Source organism: Leucobacter fengyongliangi (genome assembly GCF_050971685.1).
Classification (GTDB): domain Bacteria; phylum Actinomycetota; class Actinomycetes; order Actinomycetales; family Microbacteriaceae; genus Leucobacter.
This window is the reverse complement of sequence record NZ_JBPCEU010000010.1, coordinates 48,878-66,243: the sequence shown is the minus strand read 5'-3', so window position 1 is coordinate 66,243 and position 17,366 is coordinate 48,878. Positions and strand designations below refer to the sequence as shown.

The window sequence follows — 17,366 nt, the reverse complement described above, 5'->3', positions numbered from 1 at the left end:
CACCTCTGTAGGCTCAATGCATTCACTACTCGCAATCAGTTGGAGGCGCCGCGTGTCGCTCGAGAAGCCCGCCCCTGGTGCCCCGGCGCCACTGCGCTTTTCATTCGAAGTTTTCCCCGCGCGCACCTCCGCCGCAGCGCTGGCGCTCGGGCACGCGGTGCAGCACCTCGCCGCAGCGGGGCCGGAGTTCATCTCCGTGACCTACGGTGCGAGCGGATCAACCCGCGATGCCTCGCTTGATCTTCTCAAGTACCTGCGGCAGCACACCGACGCGCTGCCCATGGCTCACCTCACGACGGTGGGCATGACGCGCGACGAGGTGCGCGCCGTCATTACTGAAACGCATGAGGCGGGCATCTACGACTTCCTCGCCCTTCGCGGCGACCCCCCGCGTGGGCTGAGCGAAGACGACATCGAGGTGACGGCTTCACTCAGTTCCGTCGACCTGATTCGACTCATCGCTGAGATGCGCGCCGAAATTCCCGCAGCGTCCAACGCGGGCCGAATCGCTGTGGCCGTGTATCCCAACGGCCATCCGCTGTCGCGCTCCCGCAGCGAGGACATTGCCTGGCTTGTGGAAAAACAGGAGGCCGGAGCTGAACTCGGCATCACTCAGCTGTTCTTCTACGCCGAGGAGTATTTGTCATTCGCGGAGGAGGCGCGGCAGGCGGGCCTGCATATCCCACTTCTGCCCGGCATGATGCCGGTGTCCAACCTGGGCCAATTGCGAAAGGTGGCAGATTTGGCAGGACGCCCGGCGCCGCCGCAACTGGTGCGGGCGCTCGAAGCCGCGGGGGGCACCTCGCCAGAACTGGGTGTTGAGCACACGGTTGAGCTGGCCCGGGAGCTTCTCGCGGGTGGCACGCCGTCGATTCATCTCTACACTTTCAACCGTCACGAGCAGGTTACCGCGGTGTTGCGCGCGCTCGGGCACGTCACTCCGCACCCGCTCGCACCCTCGACCGCGGCACCTGTTGACGAAAGTCGAAACGCGCGGACCTGAACCGTTACACCAAGCTGATCGCGCGTCGAGAGGCCGGCCTTACACCGAGCGGAACACGGCAACGACCTTGCCGAGGACCTCGGCATGGTCGCCGAGGATGGGTTCGAATGCACTGTTACGCGGCAGAAGCCAGGTGTGACCGTCCCGGCGACGAAAGACCTTGACGGTCGCTTCCCCATCAAGCATCGCGGCCACAATGTCGCCGTTTGTTGCATCGCGTTGTTGTCGGATAACCACGAAATCACCGTCGCAGATTGCGGCATCAATCATCGAATCTCCGACGACACGCAACATGAACAGGTCGCCGTCTCCGACGAGCGCGCGCGGTAGGGGCATGAGTTCTTCGACGTGCTGATCGGCGGTAATCGGCACACCGGCGGCAATCTGACCAACAAGCGGAATATAGGCGGTCTCTTCTGCCTGCACCGTCGGGAAGTCTGAGACGTCTGCCTCGATGGCCTCAGGGACTGTCAGGAGTTCGATCGCCCGGTTCTGATTTGGATGCCGTCGCAGGAAGCCCGCAAGCTCGAGCTGATCGAGCTGATAGGTGATGCTCGAAGGCGAGGAGAGGCCGACTCCCTCGCCAATTTCCCGGATGGAGGGCGGGAAGCTCCGGCTTGCGATGAAGCGAGAAATGAACTCCAAGATCATCTGTTGCTTCTCCGACAGCGGCTTGGGGTGCTGCGCCTGTGTGGTCACGGGTTCCTCCCGGAAATAGCGGTGGATCGCGGTGTCATCTGAGACGAACTCTCGTGTCACCCCAACACCAACGTGAATGTCGGTGGTGTCTGGTTCAGTGAAGCCAGTAATCGAAACCATAGTTCTTTTGTTCGAATCCGGGCAAATATGTGTACGAGTGTCGCGGAATAGTTGCGAAACATACGCGGAACCGAGGCTTGCGGTTTCGATTATTCGAAGGTATGTTCGAAACAAATGTTCGAAATACATGTGAATGTGTTCGAGCAGTGAAACCGAAAGGACGAGCGCATGAGTATTCAGACGGCTTCCGGGGCAACACAATTCGCCACAGTTGTTTCACTGGAGGAGGCGCGGTCTCGGTCGGCTGCGCACCAGAGCCCCCGGATGCGGCTCACCCGCCGCGGTCGGGTGGTATTCGGGGTGATGCTCGCCGCTCTCATTACCGGGCTGGTCGCGTCCGCTGCGATCTTCGGCGCTACTCAAGCGGTTGCGACGAGCGAAGCAAGCTCCGCCGAATTTGGTTATGTCGTAGTGCAGCCCGGTGCGTCACTCTGGTCTGTCGCTACGGAGCTTGATCCGAACGCAGACCCACGCGATGTGGTTGCCGAGCTGGTTCGTCTGAATCAGTTGGGCGGCTCGGGAGTGCAGGCGGGGCAGCCGATCGCTGTGCCGCTGCGTTATTCAGGAGCTGACGGGGTAGTGAGTGCGACAGACTTGGGCCTAGATTCGTAGGTCGGCGTGTCACTTCGTGTCTGTGGGGGAGTTGCGCGAGTTCTAGACTGGTCAGGTGACCAGCCTGAAAGATCTCCCGCTTCGCCAAAATCTCGTGGGGAAGACCCCGTACGGCGCGCCCCAAGACCCAGTTGCTGTGAGTCTCAACGTCAACGAGAACACGCATCCCATTCCTGAAGCGGTGATCACCGAGATTGTGGCGGAACTCACCCGCGCGGTTCGCGGCGTGAACCGATACCCCGATCGCGATTTCGTGGAGCTGCGCGAGGCGCTCGCCGGGTATCTCGGGCATGGGTTGACGGCCTCGCAGTTGTGGGCGGCGAATGGATCGAATGAGGTGCTGCAGCAGATTCTGCAGGCATTTGGTGGACCCGGGCGAAGCCTCCTGAGCTTTACTCCGACGTACTCGATGTACCCCTTGCTCGCCGATGGCACCGACACTCAGTGGGTGCCGGTGGAGCGCCCCGCAGACTACGCATTGACTCCCGATTTTGTGTCGGAAACGCTCCGGTTGCACGCTCCGAGCATTGCCATACTCTGTGGTCCGAATAATCCGACGGGTACCCCGCTCGATCTCGACACGATCACTGCTGCCTACGATGCGTTTGACGGCATTCTGGTTGTTGACGAGGCCTATCACGAATTCGATGCCGAGCGCGAGAGTGCGATAACGCTACTCCAGGGTCGTCCGCGCCTCCTGGTTTCACGCACGATGAGCAAGGCGTTCGCGTTCGCAGGCGTGCGGCTCGGGTACCTTGCGGCAGATCCGGCAGTGGTCGATGCCCTCAAACTGGTGCGCCTGCCATACCATCTCTCGGCGCTGACACAAGCGGCGGCTATGGCGGCCATCCGACACGCAAGCGAGATGCTCGCCACGGTGGCAGATATTCGCGTGCAGCGCGATCGCCTCGCCAGAGCGCTCAGTGAACTGGGGTACCTTGTGCACCCCTCTGGGGCAAACTTTCTTCTCGTCGGCGGCTTTGCGAACCCAACAGCGACCTTCGAGGCCTTGCTCGCTGAGGGCATCCTGATTCGTGATCTGGGCATTCCCGGGCACTTGCGCATCACCGCCGGCACCGAGAACGAGACGACGATGCTCATCACTGCGCTCACCGCGCTCACTTCTGCTGAGCGGTAGGCTTAGCGATATGAACGCATCCCCACGCACCGCGTCCCTCGACCGCCACACCAGCGAGTCACAGATCAGCGTGCAGGTCGACCTCGACGGAACCGGCGAGGCAGATGTCGAGACCGGAGTGCCGTTCTTCGATCACATGTTGACGGCGTTTGCGCGGCACTCGCTTACCGATCTCACCGTACGCGCGATTGGCGATATCCACATCGATGTGCATCACACGGTCGAAGACACGGGAATCGTGCTCGGGCAGGCTCTCCTCGAGGCGCTTGGAGACAAGTCGGGAATCTCGCGCTACGGCGATGCCCTGGTGCCCCTCGATGAGGCTCTCGCGCAAGCTGTCGTTGACATTTCCGGTCGCCCGTATCTGGTGCACTCAGGAGAGCCCGCGGGGTTCGAGTTTCACTTAATCGGTGGGCACTTCACCGGCAGCATGGTGCGCCACTTTTTCGAGGCGCTGATCCTGAATGCGCGGTTCACGTGCCACATCCGACTGGTTGAGGGCCGCGATCCGCATCACATTGCTGAGGCGGAGTTCAAGGCCTTTGCCCGCGCATTCCGGCAGGCAAAGACACGCGATCCGCTGGTCGCGGGGGTGCCGTCAACCAAGGGCGCGCTGTGACCCGCAAGAAGGTGGCGGTGCTCGACTACGGTTCGGGCAACGTGCACTCGGCGGTCAAAGCGCTCGAGCGCGCTGGTGCTGAGGTCACGCTCACGCGCGATCCAGAGACCGTGATGCAGGCAAATGGACTGGTCGTGCCCGGAGTGGGTGCGTTCGACGCGGTCATGCGTGCGCTCACCGCGGTGAACGGTGACGAGCTGATCGACAGGAGGCTCGCCGGAGGACGCCCGGTGCTGGGCATCTGTGTTGGTGAGCAGGTCATGTTTGCCCGCGGCATCGAGCGCGGGGTGGAAACGGATGGGCTCGGACAGTGGCCGGGAACGGTGCGTCAGTTGCAGGCGGACCGGCTGCCGCACATGGGTTGGAACACCGTGCAGCCCGCCGAGAACTCCGTGCTGTTCGCAGGAATCGAACAAGAGCGCTTCTACTTCGTGCACAGTAACGCAGCCACAGAGTGGACCATCGAGGGTCGCACTCCGTCGACAAAGCCACGGGTGACATGGGCAGAACACGGCGAACGATTCATCGCCGCGGTCGAGAATGGCCCCCTCTGCGCGACTCAGTTTCACCCAGAAAAGTCTGGCGAGGCCGGAATTCGCCTGCTTCGCAACTGGATCAATTCGCTCTAACTTCAGTGAAGGAACATGATGACCGAGCTCAGTAACAGCCCAAAGCTTGAACTTCTGCCCGCAGTAGATGTCGCCGACGGAAAAGCGGTGAGGCTCACCCAGGGTGAAGCGGGCACAGAGACTAACTACGGCAGCCCCGTAGATGCGGCCCTCGATTGGATCGAGCAGGGTGCCGAGTGGATTCACCTGGTCGATCTCGACGCTGCGTTTGGGCGAGGCAACAATGCGGCGCTCTTGCGCAAAGTCATCAAGAACTCGAAGACGGTGAAGGTCGAGCTGTCTGGCGGCATTCGTGACGATGCGAGCCTCGAAGCAGCACTTGAGCTCGGTGCGAAACGCGTGAACCTCGGCACCGCAGCCCTCGAGAACCCCGAGTGGACACGTGCGGTCATTTCTCGATACGGGGAGCAGATCGCTGTCGGCCTCGACGTTCGCGGGGAAACTCTCGCTGCGCGCGGTTGGACCGAAGATGGCGGCAACCTCTGGGAGGTGCTTGACCGGCTCGAGGAGGCAGGCTGCCCGCGCTATGTAGTGACCGATGTGACCAAGGATGGCACCCTGCGCGGGCCGAATATTGAGCTCCTGCAGAAGGTCGCTGCCCGCACCGACCGACCTGTCGTGGCCTCGGGCGGGGTATCGAGCCTCGACGACCTGGCCGCCCTCCGTGAGCTGGTGCCGCAGGGTGTCGAGGGCGCGATCGTCGGAAAGGCGCTGTACGCGGGTGCGTTCACGCTTGCCGCGGCGCTCGACGTGGCCGGTCGATAGCCAAACACCATGGTCATCCAGCGTCTTCCCTCAACCGGGGATGCGCCCCGTTCGACGGGTGTGCCTGCCGGCCTCGTGCCTGGGGGCGAAGGGGATTCGGCCGGGTTCCCCTGGCGAGGCCGAACCTTCGAGCACCACGGAACAGCGTTCGCTGACGATGATGGTGAGACTCCGGAGGGCTTCGGGCGGGCGGTTGACGCGCTCCGGGCCGCCGCGTCGTCTCGCGATCGTGACGTGCTGGCCCATGCGGCCGCGCTCGCCCTCCAGGAACTGTCTGAGTGCCGTGTGCTCATCCCGCTGCTGGCCGACGCCGGAGACCTCGGAGTGACCCCAGACGGGCGCACCGTCGAAAAAACGCAAGAGCTTTCGATCGTGACGGTTGCCGGCCCGGATGGCCGACGCGTCATGCCCGTCTTCAGTTCGGTTCTCGCTATGCGCACGTGGAACCCCACGGCGCGTCCCATCCCGGTTCCCGCACCGCAGGTGGCGCTGGCCGCGGCGCAGGAGGAAACCGACCTAATTATTGTGGATCCTGGGAGCCCCGCGCGGGAGTTCGGTGTGCGCCGCACCGGGCTCGAGGCACTTGCTCTTGGCGGGTACCTCGTGCCTGCCTGGGCTGACCCCGGAGTTCTTGAAGCGTTCGAGCTCTCGGTGGCTGACGATCCCCGTGTTGAGTCGGTCGAGGTGCTTCCGGGTGATCCCGACTCCAGGCTCCTCGCTCCCGAGATCGATGTGGTGCTTCATGTTGCGCCCGGGCTCGATCGCGAAGCACTCACCGAACTCATCGAACGCGCACAACACAGATGGGCCGTGAGTACACCCATCGCCCAGCGTGTCGACTCGATGCGGTTGCTGCCACGGGCAAGCGTTTAGAAGGCGTTCAACAGCAGCACGTAAACTCCGGTGCCCGCGAAAATACTGACGAGGGCTCGACGTCCAGCGAAGAGATGCACCAGGATCGTGACCGCGGTCGCGACGGCCACCACCCAGAGTCTCTCCGGTCGCGCGGCTATTTCCCCCTTCAGCACGACCACCGCGAGGATCAACAGGATGCCCACCGGCATCCACTGACCGAGCTTCTGCACGAACTTCGATTTCCGCAGCGGCTTCAGAATGGCAAACGGCAGTGCTCGAAGCAGCAGGGTGATGAGGCCGCTCAGCGCGACGGCGGCAATCATGTACCAGAGCTCAGGCATGCGTCACCTCGTCATCGGGCCGTTGCCGGCGAGACCAGGCATATCGCAGACTCAGCATCAGGGTGAAAATGGTGAGCGCCGCGAGCAATTCGGCACCGGGCACCGCGAGCATCGCAATGGTTACTGAGAGGCCAGCAAGCACCACCGAAGGCACCTCGCGCCGGGAGCGTGCCGCATCGAGAGTCATCACAATGAAGAGCGAACACAACGCGAACTCGAACCCCTCGATGGGTTCCGGAAGCAGCGAAGCCAGCGCCACCCCCACGAGCCCGCCGCCAACCCAGTAGGCCTGCATGAACAGCTGACCGGTGATCATCCGCCGCGATGAGTTCTCCGCGCGCGGGAGCAGGACGTAGGTCGCATACGCCTCATCGATCATGGCGTAGACGGAGTACGCGCGTGCGATTCCGGGCCGCGCGATCTTGATCGGAAACGACAACGGATAGAACACATGCCGGAAGTTCACGGCAAGCACCGCGGCCGCGATCGTGACGAGGGGGAGGCTCGCGGCGATCATGCTGACCAGCAAGAGTTCGACGGAACCGGCGAAGACACCGATCGAGAGCGCTGGCGCGAGCCACCAGGGCAATCCGGCCTGAATCACGAGCACGCCGAGGGCGATTCCCAGCGGAAAGATCCCGAGGCCCACCCCGAGTGAATCGAGAAAGCCCGCGCGAACTTGCGCGGTAGGCTCCAAAGGGCCTGACTTCTCTTGCTGCGGTGACCCGTGAGGCATCGCTTCAGCTTAGACGAGCGGAAAAGTGTCGACTAAATAACCGACCCGGTCCATTTCTCACCCGGGCCTGCACCCGGCGCGTCAGGGAAGCTGGAGGCCTCGCGGAACGCGAGCTGCACGGATCGCAGTCCGTCGCGCAGGCTCCTCGCGTGCATGTCGCTGATCTCCGGTGCGGCGGCAGTGATGAGTCCAGCGAGGGCGTTGATCAATTTCCGTGCCTCGTCGAGGTCGGTCTGATTCTCTGGATCGTCGGCGAGTCCACACTTGACCGCTGCCGCGCTGAGTAGGTGCACCGCCGCTGTGGTGATGACCTCTACCGCGCCGACATCTGCAATGTCTCGCGCCGCTTGCTCCGCATTGATCGGCTGGTGATTCGCGTCGGAAAGGTTGTCTTCACTCATGCTGTCCTCTTCTTGAACGCAGGTCCGAATGACTCCGGTTGGCTGAAAGGCGCGGTTCTGCTAGAATTCTTGAGGTTCCCCGCATTTTGCTGGGAACTCGCAAGTGGAGTTACTCCCACCCGGCACCGACATACAGGTTATCGGGTTGTTGACACCCCGTCGTACACGACAGCAGAAAAGGGTGTTGGAAAGCGCGTGCGCGATCCACTATCTCAGCTTGCGAATGCCCTAGTCCGGGGCGAGTTCAGCACACGAGATCAGAGGAGCCGGCGATCAGCGATCCCCGTACGAATGACAAAATCCGCGTCCCCGAGGTGCGACTGGTAGGGCCCAGTGGCGAACAGGTTGGTGTCGTGTCGATCGAGCATGCACTGCGCCTCGCGGCGGATGCGGATCTCGATCTCGTCGAGGTTGCCCCGAACTCGAAGCCGCCCGTCGCCAAGATTATGGATTTCGGGAAATTCAAGTACGAGGCTGCGCAGAAGGCAAAAGAAGCTCGTCGCAACCAGGCAAACACCGTACTGAAAGAGGTGCGGTTCCGTCTGAAGATCGACACTCATGACTATGAGACCAAGACGAAGCGCGCGATCGGATTCCTGGCACAGGGCGACAAGGTGAAGGCCATGATCCTGTTCCGCGGTCGCGAGCAGTCCAGGCCCGAGCAGGGCGTGCGGTTGCTGCAGAAGTTCGCTGAAGACATCGTTGAGTTCGGGACGGTCGAGAGCAGTCCGCGCATCGACGGTCGCAACATGGTCATGGTCATCGCCCCGCTGAAGAACAAGAGCGATGCAAAAGCTGAGCAGAACGCTCGTCGCGCGGAGGAGAAGGCGACTCGTAAGGCCGCCGAGAACTCCGAACCCGCCGAATCGGATTCGGCGAAATAGACCAACGGCCCTCGCGGTCGTGACTCACGTTGTCGCCCAGGCGGCGCACCACAACAAGGAGAAATGATGCCCAAGCAGAAGACCCACTCCGGGGCCAAGAAGCGCTTCAAGGTGACCGGCACCGGCAAGCTCATGAAGCAGCAGGCAGGCATGCGTCACAACCTCGAGGTGAAGTCCTCGAAGCGCAAACGCCGTCTGAACGCCGACCAGGTGCTCTCACCCGGCGACGTGAAGCAGGCCAAGAAGCTGCTCGTTCGCTAAGCACCCGGTTTACCCACAAATTTTTAAGGAAGATCTGAAATGGCAAGAGTCAAGCGGGCGGTAAATGCCCACAAGAAGCGTCGCGTAATTCTTGAGCGCGCCGAGGGTTACCGCGGCCAGCGTTCACGCCTGTACCGCAAGGCAAAAGAGCAGGTCACGCACTCGCTCGTCTACGCGTACAACGACCGTCGCAAGCGCAAGGGCGACTTCCGTCGTCTGTGGATCCAGCGCATCAACGCTGGTGCCCGCGCGAACGGCCTGACCTACAACCGCCTGATCCAGGGCCTCAGCCTTGCTGGCGTTGAGGTCGATCGCCGCATGCTCTCTGAGCTGGCCACCAACGAGCCGAACGCGTTCGCGGCACTCGTTGAGGTTGCCAAGAAGGCTCTCCCCGAAGACACCTCGGCGCCGAAGGCTGCTGCCTAAGTCGTCACGCAAGTGAAACGGGTCTCGTCGCGTGTGCGACGGGGCCCGTTTTGGTCTTGCCCGGCTAGGCTGGGCCGGTGATGGAAAATCCAAAATCCCCCCGGGTACGCAGAATCGCCGCGCTGGCACGGAAAAAAGATCGCCTGCTCGAAGGTCACTTCCTGGTCGAAGGGCCACAGGCCGTGCGCGAGCTGCTCACGCATCGCCCGGATCTGACCGAAACGGTGTTCGTTACCACCGGAAACGACCCGTGGCAGCACGAGGTGGATCGCCTAGCCGATGCCGGCGATGTGCTCATCGAGCGGGTGACCGATCAGGTGCTCGCTGCGATGGCAGAGACCGTGCACCCTCAGGGGGTGATTGCCGTGGCGCGCATCGAGGAGGTCTCGCTGTCCGATGCCCTCGATGGGGCGAAGCTCGTCGCAATCATGCATGAGGTGCGCGACCCGGGCAACGCAGGCACCGTGCTCCGCGCGGCCGACGCGGCGGGGGCCGACGCGGTGATCTTCGCAGGAGACAGTATCGACCCCTGGCATCCCAAGGTCGTGCGATCCACCACCGGGTCGCTTTTCCACCTTCCGGTTGCGACGGCATCCACGCTCTCTGAGGCCGTCGACGCGGCACGCGCTGCCGGACTTTCGGTGCTCGCGGCCGACGTGCGAGGGGATGAGCTTACGGTCGCGAACGAAGCTCTCGCGGGCCCCGTCGCCTGGGTGTTTGGCAACGAGGCCCGCGGTCTCGGCGAAACCGAGAGGGGCCTCACGGATCGATCCCTGCGACTTCCTATCTTCGGCAAGGCCGAATCGCTCAATCTCGCGACCGCAGCCTCCGTCTGCCTATACACGACCGCATTCGCGCAACGTGCTTAGGCGAGCAGGCTCTCACCGATGGTGCCGCCGGGCTTGAAACCGGGCAGGATCGCGAACACTGCCGAACCGGTGTGCGTGATCCACTGGTTCAGCATGTCGGCCTCATCGAGCCGTCGCTGGATGGGAACGAACTGTCGCAGCGGATCCCGCTGGTAGCAGCCGAAAAGCAGCCCCGATTCTTCACCGTCGGTATAGTTCACCGCACGTCGGACGATGCGCTCGGAGGGATCCACTGAGTGCGCACGTCGGATGTGCGCGGCGCTCGGAATCACCGTGAACCCGAGGGCATCCTTCGCCTCGAAATCGACGGGGGTTCGCTCGTCGCCGCCCGTCAACGGGGCGCCGTCGGCAAGCCTGCGGCCAACGCTTTGCTCCCTCCCAGGGCGGTCCACCATGTCCCAGGTGTCGAGTTCCATGCGGATCCGCCGCAACACGAATGCGCTGCCGCCGTTCAACCACCCGGCTTCCGCTCCGAGCCAGAGCAGCTCCTCGAAATCCTCCTCTTCCGGCGACGGATTGACGGTGCCGTCCACCTGCCCCATCAGATTGCGCATAGTGGTGCCGTCGCTCTCGGCACCGCGCGCTTGCCGAAAACCTTGCTGAGACCACAGTGGATCCGCGAAACTGCGAAGGTCGCGATCGAACATGCGCGCAGCGTGCGCGATCGGGAGGAGGTCGTCGGACTGCAGGATGAGCAGGAGATCACCACCAGAAAAGCGATCCTCGAGTTGATCCCGACTGAAGGCGGGCAAGGGCCCGAGCCACGGAGGGAGCTTCGCCGGATCCACCCGTTCGACCAGGCCCGGGCCGACGCCGACGGTGACCGTGAGCCGCGCCGGACGTGCCGCGAGCTCGGGCTCCGGATCCGCGAGGGGCCCCTTCCCCGAGGTGAGACTCTCGATATCACCGGTGAGTACGCGAAACAGGCGCTTCAGTGCTGCCGCGTCAGTCTCCGGGTGGAGCCGGTACGACACGAATCTGGAGTGTGCAGCCGGTACCGTTACGATCCCCGCCTGGTGGGTGCCGTGACAGGGCAAGCTTTCCCCGCCGAAGCCGGGCAGCTTTCCTCCTGCACCGGCGGCTCGCACGGCCTCCTCGGTTGCGGCATTGGCGGTCGACTCGGCATCCGGGCGCAGCACCGGGATGCCGAGGGCAGCCCCGGCTCCCAGCACTGCGCCAAGCCCGATGCCCGCCGCGCCCCCGGTCAGGAGGGCGCGGCGTCCCAGACGCACCTGCGAATCTGCAGCCGCGTCTGGTCCCTTGGCGTCGTCAGGGGAGCGTCTACTCCGTGCCATGCGCTGCACCGCTGTCGCCGGCGCTGTCGTTCATGCCGTGCTCCATGCCCTCACCAGCGATGTCCTCGTAGCTCTCGTTTGCTCCGCTGAACTCCTTCGCGAGTGCCGTCACGGTTACGCTGCTGCCGTCGTTGAACGTCAGGGTGACCTCGACGTCTTCACCCGCGAGCAGCGGCGCGGACATCTGCATGAGCATGATGTGGTTGCCCCCGGGCATCAGTTCGAGCGTGCCGCCGGCGGGAATCACCACGTCACCCTGAATCTTCTGCATCACGCCGTCGGCGGTCACCTCATGCAACTCGACCATTCCGGCGGCCGGGCTCTCAGCGCCGGTGATCACGAGGTCGGTGTCGCCGGGGTTTGTGAGCGTGCCGAACACGCCCGTCATCCCTTCCCCGGCCTTGGCCCAGCCGTCAACCAGGGTCACACCCTGCTGAGCGACCTCGACCTCAGTCGCGACCTCCGCGACAGGGGCGGTGCCTGCGCCGGAGGTGCAGCCCGACAGCAGGGGAGCGGCAATCAGGAGCGCAGCGGCGCTCGAAAGGACTGAAATTTTGCGCATGGTATTCAACTTTCAGATAGTCAGTGTGAGTCTGTTGTCGGGGCGGATCCGGGCTCGTGCCCGTCGCCCCCGTGTGTGCGCGCCCGCATCCGTGATCGCGCAATGAGTGTCGCAACAAGCGCACCGGAAACCCCGACCGCGCCGACAGCGACGAGAACCCATACCCACGCTTCGACAGCTTCACTACTCGGGTTCGCCGTGTCGCTCGGGGCGCTCTCGCCGGCTTGCGTGGTCACCTCGGGCTCCGTCTGCTCAGCCGTCTGGCCATCCGAGTCGCCAGTCGCGGCACCAGCATCGGCCACCGCGATGGTGCCGATACCATCCGCCGAGACGGCGAGCGTGAGTGCCCCGGAAATCGGGTGCCCATCGCTCGAGACGACCCGCCACGCGATGGTGACATCTCCCGCGGTGAGCGGTGTCTGGAGCGCCTGTGTGACATCCCGTCCGGCGACGACGGGGAGACCGTCGAGCACATCGGCACCGGACTCGTCGGTAGCAATGAACTCTGCCCCGACATCCAGGATCTCGTTGCTGAACTGCAACGACACGCCTCGAACCGCGCCGGTGCTATCTTCCGCGACGACATCAAACCCGACCAGCTCATCGTGCGCGAGGGCCGGGGTGGCCGCCCCAAGGGTCAAAGCCCCAAGGGCGATTCCGGACGCCGCGATTGCTGAGATTCGCGACCAGATGGTGCCGGTGGAGGTCTTCGACGATGGGCGCGCAGTGACGCGTGCGAATGTGAACGCTCTCATGATGTACTCTCTCCCGGCTGCGGCCGGGCCTGGCGAATGACCGCCGCGAGAGGCGACGGTTAGGAAGCGGGAGCGAGCGTGGTCGGAGGGCCCCGATGACTGATCGCAGAGAGCGACATCAGGCGGTCGCGAAGCGGGTGCGGGCGAGAGATCCCGCTGCGCGGCTTCAGCAGTGCCGGGAGTGTGACGGGGGACCGGGGCGCGACGAGAAGCAGCCGGTCGAAGAGGGTGACGAGACCAAGGATCGCTCGCTCTCCGCGCGCAAGCAGCGCAATGGTCGCGACGGCCGCGAGCGCGTGCGCGATCCACATTGTCCAGCCCGCAGAACCCGCCTCTGTGAGTGCTGGCACGAAGCTGACCGCGCCCAAGTGCTGCATGTGGGCGGAAGGCTCGGGGGAGAGCGCCGGTGCCGATCCGCTCGCCACACCCAGCCCGGCAAACGACCAGTGATAAAGGAGTTGACTCGCAGCGACACCGAGCGATAGCCGCCAGACCGAGGCGATGCGCCCGGCCAGCGCGACGCAGATCGGAAGCGCAAGCACCGTCGTGGCGACGAGTGCGAGCAGAGTCACCTGCCCCCCGGCGAGCGCGTGCGATGCCGCGGCGAAGATCGTGGCGGAAAACGCACCCAGAGCACCCCGCGCGGTTCGCACCGCGCGGCTCGGGGTCGCGCGCGGGTGCGCGGCTAGGGAACGGGCCACCCAATAAGTCTACGCCCGGTAAGATTGACAAACGTGTCAGAGACCAATCCCATTACCCAGTCTGCGGCCGATGCCGCGGTTGACGCGGCACTCGCCGCATTTGCCACCGCCACCACGCTCGCCGAGCTCAAGCATGCCCGCACCGAGCACGCTGGTGAGTCCTCCGCGCTGGCCGCGTTGAATGCGCAAATGCGCGCGGTGCCCAAGGATCAAAAAGCCGCGACGGGCAAGCTCATGGGCCAGTCCCGTGGGCGCGTTGAGGGCGCCTATGCGGCGCGTGAGGTCGAACTTGCGGCCGCAGAGGCCGCTGCTCGCCTCGTCGCCGAGACCGTCGACGTCACCGAGGCCCCGACGCGCCGCAGGAGCGGCACTCGGCACCCGCTCGCGCAGCTGCAGGACGAGATATCTGAGGTCTTCGTGGGTATGGGCTGGGAAGTAGCCGAGGGCCCGGAACTCGAGCACGAGTGGTTCAACTTCGATGCGCTCGGCTTTGACCCTGACCATCCGGCACGCGCGATGCAAGACACATTCTTCGTCGAGCCTGCCGAGCGGCACCTGGTACTGCGCACCCACACCTCGCCGGTCCAGGTGCGCTCGCTGCTGAGTCGTGAGCTTCCGTTGTATGTCATTGCTCCCGGTCGCGTCTATCGCACCGATGAGCTTGACGCGACCCATACCCCGGTCTTCCACCAGGTTGAGGGCATCGCGATTGACCGTGGCCTCACCATGGCACACCTGCGAGGTACGCTCGAGCATTTCGCTCGCCAGATGTTCGGTGAGGAAGCGAAGATCCGCCTCCGGCCGAACTTCTTCCCGTTCACCGAGCCTTCCGCCGAGATGGACGTGTGGCAGCCGAACGCCAAGGGCGGAGCCCGTTGGGTCGAGTGGGGCGGGTGCGGGATGGTCGACCCGAACGAGCTGCTCGCCGCGGGCATCGATCCCGACGAGTACCAGGGCTTTGCTTTTGGAATGGGTATCGAGCGCACGCTCCAGTTCCGGCACGATATCAACGACATGCGAGACATGGTTGAAGGCGATGTGCGCTTCAACACCCAATTCGGAGGCCTGGTGTAATGCGTATTCCGCTCTCATGGCTCGGTGAACACGTCACCCTGCCCACAGGCACGACACCCGAGCAGGTGCACGCGGATCTCGTGCGCGTCGGTTTCGAGGAAGAGGCGATCCGCCGGTTCGAAACTACCGGCCCGGTGGTCGTCGGCCAGGTCATCTCCCGCGATCCCGAGCCGCAGTCCAACGGCAAGACGATCAACTGGTGCCAGGTGCGCGTCGCGCCCGAGGGGCAGATGGCCGCTGATGGTGGCGAAGACGTGCGGGGCATCGTCTGCGGTGCGCACAACTTCGAGGCGGGCGACAAGGTCGTGGTAACGCTTCCGGGTGCCGTGCTCCCCGGCGACTTCCGCATTGCTGCTCGAAAGACCTACGGCCACGTGAGCGACGGCATGATTGCCTCGGCGAAGGAGCTCGCACTCGGAGATGATCACGAGGGCATCATCGTGCTTTCGCGGCTCGGCCTTGACCCTGAGGTTGGCTCCGACGCGCTGGAGTTGCTGGGCATGCGCGACACCGCAGTTGAGATTAACGTCACTCCAGACCGCGGGTACGCGTTCTCAATTCGAGGTGTCGCCCGCGAATACTCGCACGCGACAGGCGCGGAGTTTCGCGATCCCGCGCTTGGCCTCACGATCGAGAGTGGATCGGGATTCCCGATCGTGCTTGACGACCAGGCCCCGATCCGCGGCCGAATGGGCGCCACCGGCTTCATCGCCCGTGTGGTGCGCGGGGTCGATCCCACGCGCCCGACGCCGCCGTGGATGGTGTCTCGACTGCAACTCGCGGGGATCCGCTCGCTCGGCCTTGAGATCGACATCTCCAACTACGTGATGCTCGAGTTTGGGCAGCCGTTGCACGCGTACGACCTCACGAAGCTCTCTGGCGGTATCACCGTGCGTCGTGCGCACCAGGGGGAGACGCTGGTCACGCTCGACGGGCAAGAGCGGAAGCTCCACCCCGAGGATCTGCTGATTACCGATGAATCTGGGCCGATTGGTCTCGCGGGCGTCATGGGCGGCGAATCCACCAAGACTGACGACCGCACGACTGATGTGCTCATCGAAGCTGCGACCTTTGACCCGGTGTCGATCGCGCGCTCTCTGCGGCGGCACAAGCTTCCGAGTGAAGCGTCGAAGCGCTACGAGCGCGGCGTTGATCCGCTCGTGGCTCGGGCCGCGGCACAGCGCATGGTCGATCTCCTGGTTGCACTGGGAGGGGGCACGGTCGATTCGCTGGGTGCTGAGATCGTCGCACCGTTCGAGCCTGTCGCCGTCCGGCTGCCGTTGGCACGCGTCAACGGGCTGCTGGGCACCGACATCTCAGACGAGGAATCGCGTCGCGCGATCGAGATGATCGGCTGCGAGGTGACGCTCGAGGCGAACGAACACGGCGATGTACTCGTGGTGACTCCCCCAAGCTGGCGCAGTGACCTTACTCGGCCCGCTGATCTCGTGGAGGAGGTCGTGCGGATTGTTGGCTACGACCGCATCCCCTCGGTGCTTCCCGTGGCTCCCGCAGGCCGGGGGCTCACTCGCGCGCAGCGGCTGCGTCGCCGCGCTGCGGAGGTAACAACAGCCTTTGGATTCGACGAGGTGCAAAACTACCCGTTCGTCTCCAGCGCCCAGTTGCAGAATTTCGGGGCGCTGAGCCAAGACGGCGACACAGAGGTTTCGGCGATCAAGCTCGCGAACCCGCTCGACGGGGAGGCTCCGTTCCTGCGCCGCTCACTCCTTCCGGGTCTGGTCACCGCGGCCCAGCGCAATGCCTCGCGTGGACTTACCGACCTCTCACTCGTGGAATTCGGCTCGGTGTTCGAGCCGCCCGCCGCGGGTGAGCCGCTCGGCACCGACTCGGTGCCGCCGCTCGCCGAACGGCCCAGCGATGAGACACTTGCAGAGCTGAACGACTCCCTCCCGTCACAGCCTCGGCACGCTGCCGGCCTTCTCCTTGGAGACGCGGTCGCGAAGCAGCCAGGGGAATCGGCCCGAGCCGCCGACTGGGCCGACGCGCTCGACGCCGCCCGCGTGGTCGCGCGAGCGCTGTCGTGCGAGCTCGTCGTTCGTCAGGGCGCGCATCGCGCGTTTCATCCGGGACGTACGGCCGAACTGTGCGTGCAGGTTGAAGGCGAACTGCGGCCCGTCGGTATCGCGGGGGAGCTCCTCCCTGAACTCTCCGCAGCGTCCCACCTTCCTGGCCGCGTCTCGGCCTTCGAACTCGACCTCGGCAGGCTCATCGAGTGGGCACCGCGCGACCCGCGCACCCGCCAGCTGTCGACGTACCCGGCCGCCACGCAAGACCTCACGCTACTTGCCGGCATCTCGATTCCCGCCGATGCGGTGCTTGCCGCGGTGGTGGCGGGTGCTGGTGATTTGCTCGAGGATGCCAGGATCGTCGACGACTACCGGGGTTCCGGTATTCCCGAGGGCCAGCGAGCGCTCACATTCGCGCTCCGGTTCCGGGCCGAAGACCGCACCCTGAAGGCCGAGGAAGCCAGTGCGGCGAAGCTCGCCGGCGTCGCGACCGCCGAGCGGGCTTTCGGCGCGAAGCTTCGCGAGTGATCACGCTGTGGCATGCCGTCTCGGTGGAGGTCACGGGCGCGGTCGACACCCGATCGTGAGTTTGCT

The 17,366-nt window shown here is 64.3% G+C and carries 21 protein-coding genes; 13 read left to right on the top strand and 8 right to left on the bottom strand.

Going from position 1 to position 17,366, the window contains the following annotated elements; genetic code table 11:
* The first annotated feature begins 52 nt into the window (after window positions 1–52).
* Entirely contained in the window at window positions 53–1,003 is a 951-nt protein-coding gene (locus tag ACR0R4_RS08930) for a methylenetetrahydrofolate reductase (RefSeq protein WP_433647014.1), read from the top strand.
* Window positions 1,004–1,042: 39 nt separating this feature from the next.
* Here the strand turns inward: ACR0R4_RS08930 and lexA are convergent, their stop codons facing one another.
* A complete protein-coding gene (lexA, locus tag ACR0R4_RS08925) occupies window positions 1,043–1,654 on the bottom strand; it encodes a transcriptional repressor LexA (protein ID WP_433647064.1) in 612 nt (203 codons plus the stop codon).
* Between the two features lie 336 nt (window positions 1,655–1,990).
* Here lexA and ACR0R4_RS08920 point away from each other — a divergent pair, with 336 nt between their 5' ends.
* The 6 genes from ACR0R4_RS08920 to ACR0R4_RS08895 are packed head-to-tail and all read left to right on the top strand — an operon-like array spanning window position 1,991 to window position 6,458.
* Window positions 1,991–2,434, top strand: a complete 444-nt coding sequence (locus tag ACR0R4_RS08920; protein ID WP_433647013.1) for a hypothetical protein — start codon at window positions 1,991–1,993, stop codon at window positions 2,432–2,434.
* A 55-nt stretch (window positions 2,435–2,489) separates the two neighbouring features.
* Window positions 2,490–3,572 (top strand): histidinol-phosphate transaminase, encoded by a 1,083-nt coding sequence (locus ACR0R4_RS08915; RefSeq protein WP_433647012.1) that lies wholly within the window; start codon window positions 2,490–2,492, stop codon window positions 3,570–3,572.
* Window positions 3,573–3,582: 10 nt separating this feature from the next.
* Window positions 3,583–4,191 (top strand): imidazoleglycerol-phosphate dehydratase HisB, encoded by a 609-nt coding sequence (gene hisB / locus ACR0R4_RS08910; RefSeq protein ID WP_433647011.1) that lies wholly within the window; start codon window positions 3,583–3,585, stop codon window positions 4,189–4,191.
* On the top strand, window positions 4,188–4,820 hold the full coding sequence (gene hisH / locus ACR0R4_RS08905; RefSeq protein ID WP_433647010.1) for an imidazole glycerol phosphate synthase subunit HisH: 633 nt from the start codon (window positions 4,188–4,190) through the stop codon (window positions 4,818–4,820). Before hisB ends, hisH begins: the two co-directional genes overlap by 4 nt.
* Before the next feature lie 18 nt (window positions 4,821–4,838).
* Entirely contained in the window at window positions 4,839–5,585 is a 747-nt protein-coding gene (gene priA / locus ACR0R4_RS08900; protein ID WP_433647009.1) for a bifunctional 1-(5-phosphoribosyl)-5-((5-phosphoribosylamino)methylideneamino)imidazole-4-carboxamide isomerase/phosphoribosylanthranilate isomerase PriA, read from the top strand.
* Window positions 5,586–5,594: 9 nt separating this feature from the next.
* The gene (locus ACR0R4_RS08895; RefSeq protein ID WP_433647008.1) at window positions 5,595–6,458 is read left to right on the top strand and encodes an SseB family protein; all 864 of its coding nucleotides are present in this window, start codon (window positions 5,595–5,597) and stop codon (window positions 6,456–6,458) included.
* Here the strand turns inward: ACR0R4_RS08895 and ACR0R4_RS08890 are convergent.
* The 3 genes from ACR0R4_RS08890 to ACR0R4_RS08880 are packed head-to-tail and all read right to left on the bottom strand — an operon-like array spanning window position 6,455 to window position 7,918.
* Window positions 6,455–6,781: a branched-chain amino acid transporter permease gene (locus tag ACR0R4_RS08890; RefSeq protein WP_433647006.1), complete on the bottom strand. Its 327-nt coding sequence runs from the start codon at window positions 6,779–6,781 to the stop codon at window positions 6,455–6,457. The genes ACR0R4_RS08895 and ACR0R4_RS08890 overlap by 4 nt on opposite strands.
* Window positions 6,774–7,517, bottom strand: coding sequence for an AzlC family ABC transporter permease (locus ACR0R4_RS08885; protein ID WP_433647005.1), 744 nt, complete (start codon window positions 7,515–7,517; stop codon window positions 6,774–6,776). Before ACR0R4_RS08885 ends, ACR0R4_RS08890 begins: the two co-directional genes overlap by 8 nt.
* 32 nt (window positions 7,518–7,549) lie before the next feature.
* A complete protein-coding gene (locus ACR0R4_RS08880) occupies window positions 7,550–7,918 on the bottom strand; it encodes a DUF1844 domain-containing protein (RefSeq protein WP_433647004.1) in 369 nt (122 codons plus the stop codon).
* Between the two features lie 320 nt (window positions 7,919–8,238).
* Here ACR0R4_RS08880 and infC point away from each other — a divergent pair, with 320 nt between their 5' ends.
* From infC to ACR0R4_RS08860, 4 genes are all read left to right on the top strand, one after another.
* Window positions 8,239–8,802 (top strand): translation initiation factor IF-3, encoded by a 564-nt coding sequence (gene infC / locus ACR0R4_RS08875; RefSeq protein ID WP_433647063.1) that lies wholly within the window; start codon window positions 8,239–8,241, stop codon window positions 8,800–8,802.
* 66 nt (window positions 8,803–8,868) lie between these two features.
* A complete protein-coding gene (gene rpmI, locus ACR0R4_RS08870) occupies window positions 8,869–9,063 on the top strand; it encodes a 50S ribosomal protein L35 (RefSeq protein WP_433647003.1) in 195 nt (64 codons plus the stop codon).
* A 39-nt stretch (window positions 9,064–9,102) separates the two neighbouring features.
* On the top strand, window positions 9,103–9,489 hold the full coding sequence (gene rplT, locus ACR0R4_RS08865; RefSeq protein ID WP_433647002.1) for a 50S ribosomal protein L20: 387 nt from the start codon (window positions 9,103–9,105) through the stop codon (window positions 9,487–9,489).
* A gap of 80 nt (window positions 9,490–9,569) precedes the next feature.
* On the top strand, window positions 9,570–10,358 hold the full coding sequence (locus ACR0R4_RS08860) for a TrmH family RNA methyltransferase (RefSeq protein ID WP_433647001.1): 789 nt from the start codon (window positions 9,570–9,572) through the stop codon (window positions 10,356–10,358).
* Here ACR0R4_RS08860 and ACR0R4_RS08855 read toward each other — a convergent pair.
* From ACR0R4_RS08855 to ACR0R4_RS08840, 4 genes are read right to left on the bottom strand one after another with little or no spacing between them, the layout of a single operon-like run.
* On the bottom strand, window positions 10,355–11,653 hold the full coding sequence (locus ACR0R4_RS08855) for a Dyp-type peroxidase (protein WP_433647000.1): 1,299 nt from the start codon (window positions 11,651–11,653) through the stop codon (window positions 10,355–10,357). The two genes, ACR0R4_RS08860 and ACR0R4_RS08855, sit on opposite strands and share 4 nt — an antisense overlap.
* Window positions 11,640–12,215, bottom strand: coding sequence for a copper chaperone PCu(A)C (locus ACR0R4_RS08850; protein ID WP_433646999.1), 576 nt, complete (start codon window positions 12,213–12,215; stop codon window positions 11,640–11,642). Before ACR0R4_RS08850 ends, ACR0R4_RS08855 begins: the two co-directional genes overlap by 14 nt.
* A gap of 20 nt (window positions 12,216–12,235) precedes the next feature.
* The gene (locus tag ACR0R4_RS08845; RefSeq protein WP_433646998.1) at window positions 12,236–12,970 is read right to left on the bottom strand and encodes a copper resistance CopC family protein; all 735 of its coding nucleotides are present in this window, start codon (window positions 12,968–12,970) and stop codon (window positions 12,236–12,238) included.
* A gap of 59 nt (window positions 12,971–13,029) precedes the next feature.
* The gene (locus ACR0R4_RS08840; protein ID WP_433646997.1) at window positions 13,030–13,671 is read right to left on the bottom strand and encodes a hypothetical protein; all 642 of its coding nucleotides are present in this window, start codon (window positions 13,669–13,671) and stop codon (window positions 13,030–13,032) included.
* 33 nt (window positions 13,672–13,704) lie between these two features.
* On the opposite strand from ACR0R4_RS08840, the gene pheS reads away from it, so the two are divergent.
* Together pheS and pheT are read left to right on the top strand one after the other, a co-directional pair.
* A complete protein-coding gene (gene pheS / locus ACR0R4_RS08835) occupies window positions 13,705–14,745 on the top strand; it encodes a phenylalanine--tRNA ligase subunit alpha (protein WP_433646996.1) in 1,041 nt (346 codons plus the stop codon).
* Entirely contained in the window at window positions 14,745–17,300 is a 2,556-nt protein-coding gene (pheT, locus tag ACR0R4_RS08830; protein WP_433646995.1) for a phenylalanine--tRNA ligase subunit beta, read from the top strand. The genes pheS and pheT overlap by 1 nt, the downstream gene beginning before the upstream one ends.
* The last annotated feature ends 66 nt before the right edge of the window (window positions 17,301–17,366 follow it).

Bases quoted from the DNA above. Each gene is read 5' to 3' on its own strand.
- rplT (WP_433647002.1), top strand. From the start codon at position 9,103: ATGGCAAGAGTCAAGCGGGCGGTAAATGCCCACAAGAAGCGTCGCGTA.
- hisB (WP_433647011.1), top strand. From the start codon at position 3,583: ATGAACGCATCCCCACGCACCGCGTCCCTCGACCGCCACACCAGCGAG.
- ACR0R4_RS08880 (WP_433647004.1), bottom strand. From the start codon at position 7,918: ATGAGTGAAGACAACCTTTCCGACGCGAATCACCAGCCGATCAATGCG.
- ACR0R4_RS08855 (WP_433647000.1), bottom strand. From the start codon at position 11,653: ATGGCACGGAGTAGACGCTCCCCTGACGACGCCAAGGGACCAGACGCG.
- ACR0R4_RS08850 (WP_433646999.1), bottom strand. From the start codon at position 12,215: ATGCGCAAAATTTCAGTCCTTTCGAGCGCCGCTGCGCTCCTGATTGCC.
- ACR0R4_RS08895 (WP_433647008.1), top strand. From the start codon at position 5,595: ATGGTCATCCAGCGTCTTCCCTCAACCGGGGATGCGCCCCGTTCGACG.
- ACR0R4_RS08845 (WP_433646998.1), bottom strand. From the start codon at position 12,970: ATGAGAGCGTTCACATTCGCACGCGTCACTGCGCGCCCATCGTCGAAG.
- ACR0R4_RS08890 (WP_433647006.1), bottom strand. From the start codon at position 6,781: ATGCCTGAGCTCTGGTACATGATTGCCGCCGTCGCGCTGAGCGGCCTC.
- pheT (WP_433646995.1), top strand. From the start codon at position 14,745: ATGCGTATTCCGCTCTCATGGCTCGGTGAACACGTCACCCTGCCCACA.
- lexA (WP_433647064.1), bottom strand. From the start codon at position 1,654: ATGATCTTGGAGTTCATTTCTCGCTTCATCGCAAGCCGGAGCTTCCCG.
- ACR0R4_RS08920 (WP_433647013.1), top strand. From the start codon at position 1,991: ATGAGTATTCAGACGGCTTCCGGGGCAACACAATTCGCCACAGTTGTT.
- ACR0R4_RS08860 (WP_433647001.1), top strand. From the start codon at position 9,570: ATGGAAAATCCAAAATCCCCCCGGGTACGCAGAATCGCCGCGCTGGCA.
- rpmI (WP_433647003.1), top strand. From the start codon at position 8,869: ATGCCCAAGCAGAAGACCCACTCCGGGGCCAAGAAGCGCTTCAAGGTG.
- priA (WP_433647009.1), top strand. From the start codon at position 4,839: ATGACCGAGCTCAGTAACAGCCCAAAGCTTGAACTTCTGCCCGCAGTA.
- ACR0R4_RS08885 (WP_433647005.1), bottom strand. From the start codon at position 7,517: ATGCCTCACGGGTCACCGCAGCAAGAGAAGTCAGGCCCTTTGGAGCCT.